The 14615-nt window shown below is 70.9% G+C and carries 14 protein-coding genes; 6 read left to right on the forward strand and 8 right to left on the reverse strand.

What is annotated here, in order from left to right; translation table 11 throughout:
- Positions 1-131: 131 nt before the first annotated feature.
- Positions 132-758, reverse strand: a complete 627-nt coding sequence (locus tag VF106_RS31985; protein WP_330843622.1) for a TetR/AcrR family transcriptional regulator — start codon at positions 756-758, stop codon at positions 132-134.
- An 84-nt stretch (positions 759-842) separates the two neighbouring features.
- Between VF106_RS31985 and VF106_RS31990 the strand changes: the two genes are divergently transcribed.
- A complete protein-coding gene (locus tag VF106_RS31990) occupies positions 843-1490 on the forward strand; it encodes a hypothetical protein (protein ID WP_330843623.1) in 648 nt (215 codons plus the stop codon).
- Between the two features lie 2 nt (positions 1491-1492).
- Here the strand turns inward: VF106_RS31990 and VF106_RS31995 are convergent, their stop codons facing one another.
- Positions 1493-2719: a putative acyl-CoA thioester hydrolase gene (locus VF106_RS31995; protein ID WP_330843624.1), complete on the reverse strand. Its 1227-nt coding sequence runs from the start codon at positions 2717-2719 to the stop codon at positions 1493-1495.
- Between the two features lie 102 nt (positions 2720-2821).
- Between VF106_RS31995 and VF106_RS32000 the strand changes: the two genes are divergently transcribed.
- Positions 2822-3124, forward strand: a complete 303-nt coding sequence (locus VF106_RS32000; RefSeq protein WP_330843625.1) for a DUF1905 domain-containing protein — start codon at positions 2822-2824, stop codon at positions 3122-3124.
- Here VF106_RS32000 and VF106_RS32005 read toward each other — a convergent pair.
- The 3 genes from VF106_RS32005 to VF106_RS32015 are packed head-to-tail and all read right to left on the reverse strand — an operon-like array spanning position 3111 to position 5765.
- Complete coding sequence (locus VF106_RS32005; RefSeq protein WP_330843626.1) at positions 3111-3743, reverse strand: TetR/AcrR family transcriptional regulator; 633 nt, start codon at positions 3741-3743, stop codon at positions 3111-3113. The genes VF106_RS32000 and VF106_RS32005 overlap by 14 nt on opposite strands.
- Positions 3744-3786: 43 nt before the next feature.
- Entirely contained in the window at positions 3787-4431 is a 645-nt protein-coding gene (locus VF106_RS32010) for a response regulator (protein ID WP_330843661.1), read from the reverse strand.
- Positions 4431-5765, reverse strand: coding sequence for a sensor histidine kinase (locus tag VF106_RS32015; protein ID WP_330843627.1), 1335 nt, complete (start codon positions 5763-5765; stop codon positions 4431-4433). Before VF106_RS32015 ends, VF106_RS32010 begins: the two co-directional genes overlap by 1 nt.
- Positions 5766-5900: 135 nt before the next feature.
- Here VF106_RS32015 and VF106_RS32020 point away from each other — a divergent pair, with 135 nt between their 5' ends.
- The 4 genes from VF106_RS32020 to VF106_RS32035 all read left to right on the forward strand — a co-directional run bounded on the left by VF106_RS32020 (position 5901) and on the right by VF106_RS32035 (position 9950).
- Positions 5901-6986, forward strand: coding sequence for an alpha/beta hydrolase family protein (locus tag VF106_RS32020; protein ID WP_330843628.1), 1086 nt, complete (start codon positions 5901-5903; stop codon positions 6984-6986).
- Between the two features lie 76 nt (positions 6987-7062).
- Positions 7063-7506, forward strand: coding sequence for a hypothetical protein (locus VF106_RS32025; protein ID WP_330843629.1), 444 nt, complete (start codon positions 7063-7065; stop codon positions 7504-7506).
- Positions 7507-7526: 20 nt separating this feature from the next.
- Entirely contained in the window at positions 7527-9485 is a 1959-nt protein-coding gene (locus VF106_RS32030; protein ID WP_330843630.1) for a hypothetical protein, read from the forward strand.
- A gap of 24 nt (positions 9486-9509) precedes the next feature.
- Positions 9510-9950 carry a hypothetical protein gene (locus VF106_RS32035; protein ID WP_330843631.1) on the forward strand — a complete coding sequence of 147 codons (441 nt, stop codon included), beginning with the start codon at positions 9510-9512 and terminating at the stop codon, positions 9948-9950.
- Here VF106_RS32035 and VF106_RS32040 read toward each other — a convergent pair whose 3' ends face one another.
- The 3 genes from VF106_RS32040 to relB all read right to left on the reverse strand — a co-directional run bounded on the left by VF106_RS32040 (position 9951) and on the right by relB (position 14615).
- On the reverse strand, positions 9951-11156 hold the full coding sequence (locus tag VF106_RS32040) for a PP2C family protein-serine/threonine phosphatase (protein WP_330843632.1): 1206 nt from the start codon (positions 11154-11156) through the stop codon (positions 9951-9953). It lies immediately after the preceding gene.
- A gap of 162 nt (positions 11157-11318) precedes the next feature.
- Complete coding sequence (locus VF106_RS32045; RefSeq protein WP_330843633.1) at positions 11319-12362, reverse strand: alpha/beta hydrolase; 1044 nt, start codon at positions 12360-12362, stop codon at positions 11319-11321.
- A 30-nt stretch (positions 12363-12392) separates the two neighbouring features.
- The gene (relB, locus tag VF106_RS32050) at positions 12393-14615 is read right to left on the reverse strand and encodes a type II toxin-antitoxin system RelB family anti-toxin (RefSeq protein WP_330843634.1); all 2223 of its coding nucleotides are present in this window, start codon (positions 14613-14615) and stop codon (positions 12393-12395) included.

Below are 14615 nucleotides of genomic sequence, written 5' to 3' on the forward strand. Positions count from 1 at the left end.
CCGTGCGAGCCACTCTAGGCCTGTTCGTCACGTTAGTACATCCCCAAATCCACGCCAGCAAATTGCTAATTGCACAAACTGGTAAGACATCAGATGGTGATGTAACGGAACTGGTCACCGCGATTGTCCAGTCAGGACCGGGCCACGATGCCGTCGAACATGAGGTCCACCGCGGCCTGGATCGTGCGCGTGCGGTTGTCGCGGTCCAGCTCCGGTGACAGGCCGAGAAGCGCGGTGCCGAGGATCATGCCGACCAGTGCCCGGGCGGTGGCCGTGATGTCCAGGCCGCACCGCAGGTAGCCGCTGTCCCGGCCGTGGTCGAGGTAGCCCGCGGTGAGGTTGACGGCGAGGTCGAACATGCCGAACAGACGTTGCTCGAGGGCGGCGTCGACGCTGGCGGCCTGGACGAGCAGGAGCCGAACGACGCGGGCGTCGGCGGCGATGGCGTCGAGTGCGCCGGCGATGCGGCCCACCTGATCGCGGTACTCGTCCAGGGTGGCGACCGCGGCCGGCGCGTTGTCGCCTGCCAGGGCGGCCGTCGCGCGGGCCATGACGGTCTCGATGACCTGCTCGAGAATGGCGCGCTTGCTGTCGAAGTGCCGGTAGAAGGTGGAGTGCCCGATGCCGACGCGTTCGGCGATGTCCGCGACACCCGCGTCGTGGTAGCCGCGCTCGGCGAACACGTCGATGGCGGCCTCGATGATCTCCTCGCGCAGCTGGATTCTGCGGCGTTCGACGTAGGACAGCGGCTGGCTCACGCTGGGCAGGATACTTGCTCCCGGAACGGAACCGTGATTCCCTTCTGGGTGTCACCCTTTCACCGAGTGCCGAGGGAGCTACCGATGACCACCGCGAAAACACCGGTCGTGGACCGGGTCGCGCGGCTGCGCACCCTTGCCGAGGTCGACCGGCAGACCGCCCAGGACGCGGCGTGGACATGGCTGCGCCGGCTGGGCACGGGCCTACCCGGTCATGACGCCGAGGCCCAGCTGGCGCAGCTGTTCGCCGCGGGCTCACCCGCCGACGTGGACGGCCAGACCGAGGGCATGCTGGTCGGCTGGACCACGCCCGACGCGGACCTCGACACCGCGGGCCGGGTCATCCACACCGTCGCACGGACGACGACCACCCGGCTGGGACTGATGCCCTGGCTGGGCAAGTACTTCGACCAGCAGGCCCGGCGCGGCACGAACACGGTGACCCGGACGGCCGTGGTGCTGACCCGCCTGATCGCACCGACGTACCGGTTCCGCCGCGCCAGCGACCACTGGCAGGGGTTCGACATGCTCACTCACGTCGAACCCAGCGTCATCTCGCCGGAGGTCGACGTACTCGTGCTCGACTACGAAACGATCGGCACCAACCCGTGGCCGATCAACCACATCCGCGACGAGGCGGTGGAAATCGTGCCCGGCGTTCTTCTCGGCGCCAAACTCTGGCACCAGAACAACGGCTACCGCCAACTCGCCTACTGGGCCGCGAAATCCTGAGATCAGGCGCTCGGACCCACGTTTCCCCGTTCCCACAAACGATTGTGGTCGACGTCGTCGAGATCCCGTCCCGGGTCGACGCGGGCACTGAACGGACGGGACGTGGTGGCCGCCGGCGACCACGGTGCCGCGGTGTCGAAACCCGGGCCGAGATACGAATCGCGGATGACGAGTTGGCCGTTCGGTGTGATGCCGGGCAGGTATCCGGTCGTGCTGGCGCCCTGGTCCCAGGACCGTCCGAAGTGGCCGGTCGGGGTCGGCGCGGTCTCGTAGCCGCTGTCCGCGGTGAGCGCGCTGTGTCGGACCAGGAAGCCGTACCGGAAGGCGGGTGCCGTGTTCGGTGCGAAAACGACGCCGCCGGAAGGCTTTCTGGTCGACACGAGGTGGAACCTGGTGTGGGTGAAGACCGCGCTGGCGCGGCCGAAGACGAAGTCCGTGTCGCCCTCGATGTAGCTGTGCCGCACGACCACACGCGCGATCCGCTCCGGGTCGACGGCGTTGGCGAGGAACGTGTCCTGGCGGCTGATCAGGCGCATGAACTCCAGCTGCGTGCGGTCGGCGTCGGTGCGCAGTGCGACCGCCTGGTGCGTGCCTCGGTCCACTGTGTCCAGTAGCGTGTTGGTGATCGTCAGGCCACGCAGCCGCAGGTCCGGGATCTGCGACCACATGACCGTGGCACAGTTCGTGCCCACCGTCGCGGTGGTTCTCGTCGCGCACGACTGGTACATCTCCCACGCCGGGTCGCCCTCGACGTACTGACCGGACGGGTTGACCGCCGCCGCCCACGCCGCCGGGGTCATGATCGCGTCCAGCGTGAGCTCCAGCCGCACGTCCTCGGGGCGACCGACGCCGTACAGCGTCAGCGGCGGCGTGCCGGTCGGGATGAACACGGTCCCCGTGTAGGTGCCCGGCAGGACCGCGATGGCGCGGCGAGCCGTGCCACCGGCGGCGAACGCCGCGTTGACCGCCTGTTGGACCGTGGCGTGGGTCGCCCCGCCGACGACGAAGTCCGGCCGCGGTGTCGTGATCGGTCGTGGGCGCCACGGGTCGGCCGTCGGCGCGGCGTACGTGCCCGACAACCGGAGATAGTCGGCTTCGGTGTACCGCGCCGCCTCGGCCGACGACAGGACGGGCCTGGACTCGGTGCCTGGCGCGGACTGCTCGGCCCGTGCCACCCCGGGCATCGCGAAGGCCATCGCGACAACCGCCACGCCGACCAGGAATCTCATGACACAGCCCTCGTCTCCGGTGACGCACCGCGCATGTTTCGGAACCCGACGTTACACACGACGGCGCGAGGGGGCCAGGTCACGTGTGCGATGCTTCGGGCCGTGCACTTCGTGTTCGACGCCGAACTGTGGATCTGGGACGCCCGCCGCGACGACAGCTGGACGTTCGTGAGCCTGCCCGTCGAGGCGTCGGAGGAGATCCGCGAGGTGACCGGCCCACCGCGCCGAGGGTTCGGCTCGCAGCGGGTGCGGGTCACCGTGGGCGCCAGCACGTGGACGACGTCGATCTTCCCGGACAGCGGACGCGGCGCCTACGTGCTGCCCGTCAAACGCGCGATCCGCAAGGCGGAAGCCATCGAGGCGGGCGACACCGCGACCGTGACCGTCGAACTCATCGATTTGTAGCCGTTCTGCGGAGCTTGCCCCGCAGCGCGCGGCGGGCGACCGGCCCGAGATCGTCCACCACCTCGACGAGCACGGCCATACGGTCGAGCGCGTCGAGCGCCGCCTCGGCGTCGTCTGGGGCGACGCCCTCGTACAGCTCCAGCCCGATGAACCCGGCACTCACCGCGCGCGCGAGCCCGGCCGTGTCGATCAGCTCGGCCACCGGGGAGTCGGCCAGCACCCGCGCCAGCACGGTCTCGACCGGGGCGATCCAGAGCCGCAGAGCCGTCGCCGTCGCCTCGGCGACGTTCGGGTCGGTCTGCGCGCCGGCGAGCATCTGGGCGAGCACCATGACGTTGCCCTGCGCGCGTTGCTCCGCGTGCACGGCACGGCCGAGCGCCAGCAGCTGCCGCAGGTCGGTGACGTCGTCGAGCTGTTCGGCGAACCGTGCGACGCTCGCCTCGGTCGCCGCGAGGCACGCGGCCTTCAGCAGTTCGTGGACGCTGCCGAAGTGGTAGAAGACCAGCGCCTGGTTGACCCCGGCCGTCGCCGCGATGGTCCGCGCCGAGGCGCCGACGATCCCGTGCGTGCGGATCGTCTCGATGGTGCCGTCGATCAGCCGCTGCCGGGTATCGCCCATGGCATCACCGTAGCCATCACGGTCGGCGCTCACGTAGCTCGGCTCAGGTGAGACCGGCCTCGTAGGCGAGGATCGCGGCCTGGACGCGGTTGCGTGCGCCGAGCTTGTCGAGGATCGAGCTGACGTGGGCCTTCACCGTGCCCTCGACGATGTAGAGGGTGTGGCCGATCTCGGCGTTCGAGTGGCCGGCGCCCAGCAGCGCCAGCACGTCGCGTTCGCGGTCGGTCAGTGCGCTCACCCGCTCGTGGGCCTCCGCCGCGCGGCCACCAGCGTCGCGGTAGTCGCGGATGACGCGGTGTGCCACGGCCGGGGACAGGAACGCGGCCCCGTCGGCGACGGCGTGTACCGCGGTGATCAGTTCGCGGGGGTCGGACGCCTTGAGCAGGAAGCCGGCCGCGCCGCCGCCGAGAGCCCGCGCAATATAGGCGTCCTGGCCGAACGTGGTGAGCATGATGACGTTGGTGGCCGGGGCCGACGCGGCGATCTCGTCGGCGGCGGCGAGGCCGTCGAGCCCGGGCATGCGGATGTCGAGCAGCGCAACGTGCGGGCGGTGCGCACGCACCAACTCGACGGCCTCGCGCCCGTCTGCGGCCTCGGCGACGACCTCGATGTCGCCGTCGGTGGCCAGAATCGCTCTGACGCCAGCGCGAACCATCGCCTCGTCGTCGGCCAGCACCACCTGGATCATCACGCCTGCCGGAACCTGTTCTTCGCGACCAGCACACCGTCGACGAAGCAGAGCTGGTAGACGTCCGGGCCGGGCTCGAACAGGCCGCCGGCCAGGTAGTACACGCAGGCGGCGCCGGCCGGGCTCGTTGGTGTGGCGACGACGTTCGGCGTCCGTCCGATGTCCCGCACCGGCAGCAGCCGCTCGACGGCCGCACGCGACTCGCCGAGACGAAGCTGGTCGTACCGGTCGTCCGGGAGGCTGGTCCGGCCCGCGGTGACGACCTCGACGGCGACGATCGCGGCGACCAGCGCGAGCCCGATGCCGAGTGTCAGCGCGGAGTTCTGGAGCAGCCTGCGGCGGGTGTGTCCCAACTCGACGCCGGGCGGGCCGTCGTCGGGCGGTTCGGTGCCGTCGGGGAGCACCGCGGTCACCGCCCAGCCGCCGTCCGAGCGTTGGCCCGCGGTCAGTCGGCCGCCGACGAGCCGGATCCGCTCGTCCAATCCGATCAGTCCCTGCCCGCTTCCAGCGGGCCCGCCCGGGCGGTCCGCCGCGTCGTTCACGACCTCGACCCGCTGGCGGGCGACCGTGACGGTCACCCGCGCTCCCGGCGCGTGCCGGGCGGCGTTGGTCAGCGACTCCTGCACCACGCGATGGGCCGCCTGGCTTGTCATCTGCGACCAGAAAGGCGCCGGGCCGTCGTGGCACAGGCGGACCCGCACGCCCGCGGCGGCGGTCCGGCCGACCAGGTCGTCGATGCTCTCGTCCGCAGGCCGCAGCTCGGCTGCCGCGTCCGTGCTGCCGAGCACCTGGACGATGTCGTGCAAGCGGCCGGTGGCCCGGACCGCGCAGGCCCGCAGCTCACCCGCGGCCCGTCGCTGCTCGTCGGTGAGGCCCGCCGCCAACTCCAGCGCGCCGCCGTGCAAGGCGATCAGCGCCAGCTCGTGACCGAGCGAGTCGTGCATGTCCTGCGCGATCCTGGCCCGCTCCCGCAACCGGGCCTGCTCGACGAGGATGCCCCGCTCCCGTTCGACCTGCTCGGCCCGCAGGCGCCGGTAGCGGCCGACCCACCACGGCAGCACGGACGCGAAGAACTCGATCAGAACCAGCGAAAGCCAGTCCGGCAGCGGCTCGGGCGCGCGCCAGACCGCCAGCGCGAGCCCGGTGCCCGCCACGACGGTGAACACCCACAGCGCGGGCGACAGCGACGCCATCCGCCGACCAGCCGGATAGGCCAGCACGATCATCGCCACCGACAACCACGTGCCGTCGTCCGTGAGCACGACATTGAGGGACAGCCCGGCCGAGGCGATCAGGAGTGGCGTCCAGGCCAGGTCTGCTCGCCGGTTTCGCACCGGCCCACCCTACAAACCGGGAAGTCCGCCGCGCCCCTGACGAAAGTCAGGGTGCTGGCCTGGCGAAGGACCGATGCCCTGGGGCATCTCCTTTCCTAGCGTCGTGATCATCCCCGACATGAGGAGGAGGTAGTGATGCGCAAGATCACGACGCTGTTCACCGGCCTCGCGACGGCCGCGGCACTCGTGGTGCCCGCCAGCGCCGAGTCGACCGACCTGGCGCTGCCGGCGCCGACCGGCCGACATGCGGTCGGCGCGACGAAGGTGCACCTTGTCGACGAGGACCGGCCGGACCCGTGGGTGCCGACCGGACCACGGGAGCTGATGGTGACGGTGTGGTACCCGGCCACCCAGGCACGGGGCGAACGGGTGCCGTACGCGACGGCCGAGGAGTCCCGGCTGCTGCTCGAACTGTACGGAATCACCGGTGTGCCAACGGATGCGCTGACCAGGGTGCGTACCAACGCACGGGTGGGAGCGCCACGCGCACCCGGCCGGTTCCCGCTGGTCGTCCTGTCCCCCGGGCTGGCGTTCCCGCGCTGGACGCTCACCACACTGGCCGAGGACCTGGCGAGCCGCGGGTACGTGGTCGCCGGCGTGGACCACACGTACGAGGGAGCGGCGGTCACGTTCCCCGACGGCCGAGTGGCCCCGTGCGTGGTGTGCCAGGGCGGCGCGAGCGGGGCGGCGATCACGGCGAGCCGGGCGGTGGACCTGTCGTTCGTGCTGGACCGTCTGCTCGCCCGGTACGACCGGATGATCGACCCGCGGCGGATCGCGATCGCCGGCCACTCGATCGGCGGGGCGGCCGCCGCGACGACGATGCTCGCGGACCCGCGCGTGGACGCCGGGGTCAACCTGGACGGGTCGTTCCAGCCCGCGCTGTCGCAGGATCTCGCGCGCCCGTTCCTCCTGGTCAGTGCGGAGGACCGGATTCCGGGCCAGCGCCCGGACTGGGACCGGACGTGGCCGCACCTGACGGGCTGGCGCCGTTGGCTGAACGTGCCGGAGACGGGACACTCCTCGCTGAGCGACACCGCGGTCGTCGTCGAGTGGCTCGGCCTGCCGGCACAGCCGCTTCCCGGCACGCGGGTCGTCGAGATCACCCGGACCTACGTGGGCGCCTTCATGGACCTGCACCTGCGACACCGGCCCCAACCGCTGCTGGACGCCCCGTCACCACGATTCCCCGAGGTGCGCTTCGTGGGTGCGAACTCTTGACCCCCGGATACCCCCCTGTGGTATGTTCAACATCACGTCAGATACCCCATGAGGGTATGTACACTGGGAGGACGTCATGCGCATCGGCTACAAGAGCCCCGCCTGGAACTTCGTCCAGCATCTGCTGGAGATGACCATCGCCATGTTCGTCGGCATGTTCGTGCTCGGCATGCCCGCCGGGATGCTGTTCAAGGCACTCGACTGGACCGTCCTGACCGAGGAGACGGTGCCGAGGACGCTGCTGATGGCGACCTACATGAGCGTCGGCATGGCGGCCTGGATGCGGTTCCGCGGGTGCCGCTGGCCGGCCGTCGTGGAGATGTCGCTCGCGATGTACGTGCCGTTCGTGATCATGTACCCGTTCTTCTGGGCCGGACTGGTTTCGGACGGGACGGTCATGGCCGTCGGGCACGCGCTGATGACGCCGGCCATGATCGTGGCGATGCTGTTCCGCCTGAACGAGTACACGCAGGGCCACCACCACCACGCCAAGACAATGGCGGCGCAGCCGGAGGGGTGACACCCTCTACGATTCCGGGCGTGCTGGCAGGACTGGACGACATCGCGTGGGACGAGCTCGGGCACGCGTACGGCTCGGCGGAGGACGTCCCCGACATGATCCGCGCGGCGGCGTCGGACGACGACGAGGAAGCCGGCGAGGGAGTCGAAGAGCTGTACGACAGCGTGGTGCATCAGGGGTCGACCTACACGGCGACCCCTGTCGCGTTGCCGTTCCTGCTGGAGATCGTGGCGAACCCGGTGGCACACAACCGCGCCGCGCTGGTGGGCCTGCTCGGCTTCGCGGCCGATGGCGACCACGACGGGACGATCCTCGCCGTGCTGCGACAACACACCGAACAACTCCTGGGGCTGCTGGCCGACGACGACGAGCACGTCCGGGAGGCGGCCGCGCAGGCGCTGGGCCACCTCGACGGTGTGCCCGCCACGCGGCTGCGGTGGGACGTCGAGGACGTGCCCCGGGTACGGGCGTCGATCCTCATGGCCGCCCACCGACTCGATCCGGCTCTGGCCAAGGACTGGCTCGCCCCGGCACTGACCGAGCAACGGGAGGTGCGGGCGGCGGCCGCGTACCTGATCGGCACCAACGGACTGCCGTGGTCACAGGCGGCGACCGACGCACTCGTGTCGGCCTGCGCGGACGGGAACCCGCTCGAGAACTGGATCTGGGCGACCGACTGGCTTTCCGCCCTGCTGTCCGCTGTGGACAGTCAGGTGGCGCTCGCCGTGGTGGCCGCGCTGTCGCGGTCGGGGCACGCCGACGTCAGGGACGAGTTGGTGTTCGCCGCTGGGGAAGCCATGTCGGCGCGGCGTTCCGCGCCCGCCGTGCTCGTGCCGGCGCTCGCGCCGCTACTGGCGGATCCCGACGAGCAGGTCCGCGGGTCCGCGGTCACCGAGATCGCACGCAGCGGCGCGGCGGCGTTGGTCGCGGACGAGCTGGCGGCTCTCGCGGACGCTCCTGGCCAGCCGAGTACCACGGCCCTGTGCACGTTGATCGCGCTCGGAGATCCGCGGTGGCGGACGCCGGTGCTCGCCGGCCGCTCACTGGAGCGGGTGGCCCAGGCGATGGCGAACGCCCGGGTACCCATGGACGCCGAGCTGCTGGCCGCCGTTCGCGCGCGGTTCGCGGCGGAGCCGACGCACAACGAGCGGATCGATCTGGTGCTGCTGCTCGGCTCGTGGGGCCCGGCCGCGCTTCCGGCACTGTCCGACGTGTTGGCCGTGTTCGACCAGACCGACCGGGTGGCACCGGCCGCGCTGGCCGCCATCTCGCCGGACGACCCGGAAGTCCGACGGATCCTCGCAGGTGCGGTGCACAACCTCCGTGCCGCAGAAGTGTTGTACGAGCTGACCGGCGACGCGGCACCGCTCGTCGACGCCGTGGCGGCCAACCTTTCCGACGCGGACGCCATCGGGCTCCTGGCCGGTGTCGGCGACGCGGCCCGGCCGCTGCTCCCCCGGTTGATCGACATCGTGCGGACGGACGCCGAAATCTGGCCAGCACAGGAGGCGCGGATCGCCGCGGCGCGGGTGGTGTGGTCGCTCACCCGCGACACCGCCACGGTGTTGCCGGCGGTGTCGGCCGTGCTGCGCGCAGGCGGTGACCGACCCAGACGTGCCGCGGCCGAGTTCGCGGCGGACCTGCGCGAGCACTCACTGGAGCCGGTGCTGACGGACCTGCTGACCAACCGGTTCGTCGGTGTGGCGGCGGCTGTCGCGCTGTGGCGCCTCACCGGACGAGCCGAGAGCAGACCGGCGGTCCGCGCCCTGGCAGAAGGCTGGCCCGACCCCGACGACGCGATCGCCGCCCTGCTGGAGATGAGCGCCACGGACACGGTCGACGTCCTGCACGAGCTGGCCGAACGGGACGAACGACTTGCCCTGCACAGCGCCGGAAACGACTACATCGCCGAGGACGAACGGCTCCGCGCCAAACTCCGTGAAGCGGTGGCCACGCTACGGGAATCCGTGCGAGGATGATCGCCATGACAACCAGAAAGGGCCATGCCGCGTAGGCGCCCCGCACAGCTCCGCGCCGCCCAGCCGATCGAGCCGCGGCCCGGACGGAAGATCCTTCAGATTTCCGGAGTATCCGCGGCGACCCGGCGCGCCATCGCCGAGCTGGAACGCACCCGCCTTGCGCTCGGCGACATCGCCGACGCACTCGACGCCTGGGCGAGATTCGTCCGCGGTCCCGCACGCACCATCACGGACTACGAGCCGGAATACGACTGCTGCCAGTCGCACGACCCAGTCGTCCAGCGCAGAACGCTGCTCAGGGCCCTCCACGCGCTACCGACCGAGGCGGCCCGCGAGCTGCGCGCGCTCGTCCAGCCCCTGGACGACCTGTACCTGACCCGCTCGATCCCCACTCCGGAAACGGCCCACATCCGAAGGCTGCTCACCGGGGTTGTCGTCGAGCCGACGGTGCCGTTCCCGCGGTGATCACGCAGTGTGGCGGACGGCCACCAGTGCGATGTCGTCGTTGGCTGGCTGTGCGCCGACGAGGACCGACATGACTCGCGCGCACACGGCCTCCGGGGCGGCGGGGCGGACCGTGGCGCGGAGGCGTTCGAGGCAGCCGTCGAGGTCGATGCGGCGGCGTTCCACCAGGCCGTCGGTGTAGAAGACGAGCAGTGCGCCGGGTGGCACGTCGAAGGAAGCGCTGCGGCGGCCCGTGACGGCCAGGTGGTAGCCGACGGGTGGGCCCAGCGGCGCGGACACGAAAGCGCTTTCCTCTGCCGGCATGGCGATGATCGGCGGCAGGTGGCCGGCGAGGGCGAGGTCCATGCGGTGGGCGACAGTGTGGATCACCGCGTAGGCGACCGTCGCCATGGTGCGGTGTTCGAAGTGGCTGGCCTTGCGGTCGAGCTTGCCGAGCACCTCCGCCGGGTCCTCGTACTCCAGCGCGTACGCACGCAGGGCGCTGCGCATGCGGCCCATGACGACCGCGGCGGCCAGCCCGCTGCCGACGACGTCACCGATCGCCACGCCGATCCGGTCACCCGGCAGCTGGAACACGTCATACCAGTCGCCACCGACACCGCTGTCCGCGCCGGCGACGTAGCGGGCGGCGAACTCCCATCCGGCCATGTTCGGCAACCTGGCGGGCATGAGGCTGTCCACCAGCATGGCGGCCGCCGTCTGCTCGGCCCGGGAGCGGTGCACGTGCGCTGCCATCGCGACCCGGTCGGCCACGAGCTGCAGCAGCTCGGTCTCCTCCTGGGTGAACCGCCGAGACGCCATGCTGCCGATGTGCATCACACCGACGAGGTCGCCCTGCGTCACCATCGGCACACCGAGCAGGACACGCAGACCGCGTTCCCACAACAGTGAGTTGACGACCGTCGAGGAGTCCACGTGCCCGATCTGCAGCGGTTGCCGCGACTGGGCGATCCGGCCCGCGAAACCAGTACCCACCCGGACCCGCACGCCCTGGAAGACCTCCTCGTCCAGGCCCGCGGTCGCTCTGGCGACCAGTTGTTCACCACTCGCGTCGACCAGCAGCACCGTCGCGGTGTCGACGTCGAACAGCTCCCGCACCCGCCACAACAGGAGGTGGAGGAGCTTCTCGAGGTCCGCGTCCATCAGCGCGCTGTCGGTGACCGCCTCCAGCACGCGAAGTCTCAGATCCGTCTGTCTGTTGTCCATGCCTCGACCCGACCGTTCCCCTCGGCGATGTGATCTGCCCGATCACGATGAGCCGCAGCGGGCGCCGAAGTAAACGAGCGTTTCCCCCACGATAGTGCGCCCAACGGGGTAAGGCTATTCACTGCCGTCACGATGGGAAGCCGGACGCCTACCTGTTGTGCACTACGGGTGATCGAGGCGAGCCATGATCAACGGTACGAAGTGGTCCATGTCGGCCTGGAGGCAGGGTTGCTCGTTGTGCCGGCCGGTGCAGCCAGGCGCCCACTCGGACCCGTCGCCGTAGTCGATGAAGTCGAACGGGATCCCGGCCACGGTGAGGTGACGCGCGGTGGTCACGGCCGTCGCCCTCGCCCGGTTCTCCAGCAGACCCTGGACCGGATCGCCAACGAGGTCACCACCGTTGCCCGCGTACATCGCGATTCCCATGCCGCGCAACGACTCGACGTGCTGCGCGGGGCTCTCCGCGCGCCACACGCCGTCCTGCGGCGGCAGCGGAGAACCGAAGATCGCGTCAGGCAACACGATCGGGAGGCCGTACTGGGGCAGCAGCTCGGTCAGGACGACCGCGACGCGCTGTGCCACGTTCATCAGGTCCAGACCACCGGAGAAGCTGCCAACGTAGCTGAACAGGTCCGGCCGGTGCTCCGCGTAGTGGAACGCGCCGAACCCGCCCATCGAGTGGCCGGAGATCGCCCTGCCCTCCCGCGTCGGGATCGTGCCGAGGTTGGCGTCGACGAACGGGATCAGCTGTTCGAGGTGGAAGTTCTCCCAGTTCTGGCCGCCGTTCACCCAGTTCGTGTACCAGCCACGGCCGCTTCCGTTGGGGAGCACGGTGATCAGCGGCACACCGGCCGTCGAGCGCTCGATGATCTCCTTGTTCCGCAAAGCTTCCGGGCGGTCCTCGGCGCCGTGGAGCGTGTAGTGCACCGGGTACGCGATGGTGGCGTCGTAGTCGTCGGGCAGTGTGACCATGACGACGTGTTCACCGGAGACCTGCCCCGGCATCACGCCGTACTCGGGCACCTCGTCCGTCCGTACGGTGAACGTGAACGTGCGTTCCCCGCCGTCCACCCACGCCGGCTGGCTGACCACGGTGAGGCCGAAGCCGTCGACGAGGTGTGGGGGTGAGGTGGCCGCCGACGCGGTGGGCGCGGTGAGCCCGGCTACCAGGATCGTTACCGCGGCGGCCCTGTGGAGGACCATCATGTCTGGTTCAACGAGCCAGTACACGAATCGTCACGGGCAGCGACCGAGATGGTCCCGGAGCCGCGCGTGCCGGAACTGGTACACCGCGCCGGCCCGGCGCAGCACTCCCCGTTCGTAGGCGTCCTCGAGGAAGGCGGGCAGCGTCCACGGGAGGCGCCCGGTGAGCGGGAGCCACAGCCGCGCGAACACGACCCACTGCCCCCAGGCGGTCAGGCTCACCACGTACGCGAACCCGCCGCCGAGCCCGGCCACGAGCGCGACCGCGAGTCCGAACTGGAACGGCCAGTTGAACGTGAGCCCGAAGACGAACCCGTCCGGGAACAGCCGGAGCGCCTCGACGACGAGCAGGCCACCGAGCGTCACGACGAGGGCGAGCGGCAACGCGAACAGCAGCAGCTGGGTGAGCACGGCCGACCGGTTGGCTCGGAGCAGGCCGTCGGGGCTCGCGGCCGACCTGATGTCCATCGGCGCCTCGAACGCGCCGACGAGCCAGAACATGAACGCGGCCGCGACCCCGAAGATGAGTCCGAACAGGACCGCGTTGACCACGCCGGGGACCCACCCCTGTCCGGCGTCGAGCATGAGGCCGCGCATGAGCTCCCGCACGAGGCCGAAGCCCAACCCGAGCAGGAACCCGCCGACGGCCCCGATCCTGACCCGGCGTGCGGAACCGGACCGCTGCCCGCCGCGGAACCGGATCCGCACGTGCGTGGGTTCGAACACCGCGCCGAGCAGGTCGTACGCGACCCCGAACGCCACACCGCACACGCCGCCGAGCGCCACGGCGAACACGACCAGGAACACGGCCGTCTGCACGGTCAGGAGCCCTGTCGCGAGCAGCTGCACGGCCTCCACGACCAGATCCGCGAACCCGATGACCAGCCCGACGACGAAGCCGACGACGAGCACGCGTGCCGGTCGGCGCACGGCGGTGCCGAGCTGCCACCAGGCGAGGTCGTAGGTACCCAGGTTCGTCAGGTGCCGGCTGAGGTGACCGAGCCAGTGCTGGACGCGGTCGAGGTCCCAGCGCCCGTCCTCGCCCGGCCCGCGCCGGTAGACCGTGGGGACGAAGTTGGCGAGGAGATGGTCCTCGAGCGACGCCCCGCTGGGGAACCGGCCGGTGTCCAGCAGTTCGGCCGGGTCGTGGTCGGGGGCGTCGCTGTAGATGGTGCGGGCGAGCACGACCATCAGCGGCGTGGTCAGCACGGCCGCCAGGTCGCTGTCCGGGTGTTCGCGTAGCTCGGTCAGGACCGGCTGCCAGCCGGCCTTGCGGGTGCGGGGCAGGTAGCCGGCGACGTCCTCGGTGGTGAGGTCGGTCAGGCCGACGCCGGCGGCGGCGGTGAGCACGTCGGTCCCGGCCACGGCGTCGGCGTACTCGTCGATGCGGCTGGTCAGCAGCAGCGGCAGCGTGGTGGCGTTGAGCCCTCGCAGCGCGGGTCGGTGCAGGCCGCCGGCAAGCTCGTCGAACCCGTCGAGCACGGGCAGGACGCGGTTCGTCTCGACCAGGCTCGCGGCGAGCGTCGCCCCACCCGGCCCCGGCGCGGCGAGGTCCGGGTGGTCACGCACCAGCCGCTCGATGAGCCAGTCACGCAGCCCGGTGGTGGTGGGGTTCCACGAGCCGACGCTGAAGATCACCGGCACGGGGTCGGCGGCGGCACGGGCCCGCAGCAGGTCCAGGACGAACCGCAGGGTGAGGACAGTTTTCCCGGCGCCGGCGCGACCGAGCACGACGAGCCGGCCGGACGGGACCCGCCGGTAGACGTGGACGATCTGGTCGAGCTGGCCGGTCAGGTCCAACGGCTCGGCGTCGTCCCCTTTGCGCAGGCGGCGGATGTTGACCCAGGAGTCGGTCAGCTCGGCCGGGATCGGCCGCCAGCGGACGGGCAGTGGGAGCGGGTCGTGGATCTGCTGCTGCTCCTCTTCCCGCTGCCACCGCTTGTGCACCTCGAGTGCGAGCTGGCGGACGGCCTCGGCCAGCGGGTCGTCGGGCTCCGGCGGCTTGGCGAACCCGGCGGCGGCGAAGAACGCGGCCCGGTCGGCGGGCGCGAGGTCGAGCGCGTCGGCCAGCCGCCGGACCGTGCCGACCCGCGCGTCGGCCCGCTCACCCCGCTCCAACCGCCGAACCGTCCGCACACCGAGACCGGCCCGCTCCGCGAGCCCTTCCTGCGTCATCCCCGACTTCGCCCGCAGCTGCTTCAACAAGGCCCCGAACTGGCTCGTCTGATCGTGACTCTCGGTGCGGGCGATGTTCAC

Origin of the sequence: Actinophytocola sp., assembly GCF_036378875.1 — a bacterium.
Lineage (GTDB): Bacteria > Actinomycetota > Actinomycetes > Mycobacteriales > Pseudonocardiaceae > Actinophytocola.

Excerpts from the sequence above, each read along its gene's own strand:
- VF106_RS32005 (WP_330843626.1), bottom strand. The coding sequence starts at position 3,743 with ATGGGCGATACCCGGCAGCGGCTGATCGACGGCACCATCGAGACGATC.
- VF106_RS32040 (WP_330843632.1), bottom strand. The coding sequence starts at position 11,156 with ATGGACAACAGACAGACGGATCTGAGACTTCGCGTGCTGGAGGCGGTC.
- VF106_RS32010 (WP_330843661.1), bottom strand. The coding sequence starts at position 4,431 with ATGATCCAGGTGGTGCTGGCCGACGACGAGGCGATGGTTCGCGCTGGC.
- VF106_RS31995 (WP_330843624.1), bottom strand. The coding sequence starts at position 2,719 with ATGAGATTCCTGGTCGGCGTGGCGGTTGTCGCGATGGCCTTCGCGATG.
- VF106_RS32035 (WP_330843631.1), top strand. The coding sequence starts at position 9,510 with ATGCCGCGTAGGCGCCCCGCACAGCTCCGCGCCGCCCAGCCGATCGAG.
- VF106_RS32045 (WP_330843633.1), bottom strand. The coding sequence starts at position 12,362 with ATGATGGTCCTCCACAGGGCCGCCGCGGTAACGATCCTGGTAGCCGGG.
- VF106_RS31990 (WP_330843623.1), top strand. The coding sequence starts at position 843 with ATGACCACCGCGAAAACACCGGTCGTGGACCGGGTCGCGCGGCTGCGC.
- VF106_RS32020 (WP_330843628.1), top strand. The coding sequence starts at position 5,901 with ATGCGCAAGATCACGACGCTGTTCACCGGCCTCGCGACGGCCGCGGCA.
- VF106_RS32025 (WP_330843629.1), top strand. The coding sequence starts at position 7,063 with ATGCGCATCGGCTACAAGAGCCCCGCCTGGAACTTCGTCCAGCATCTG.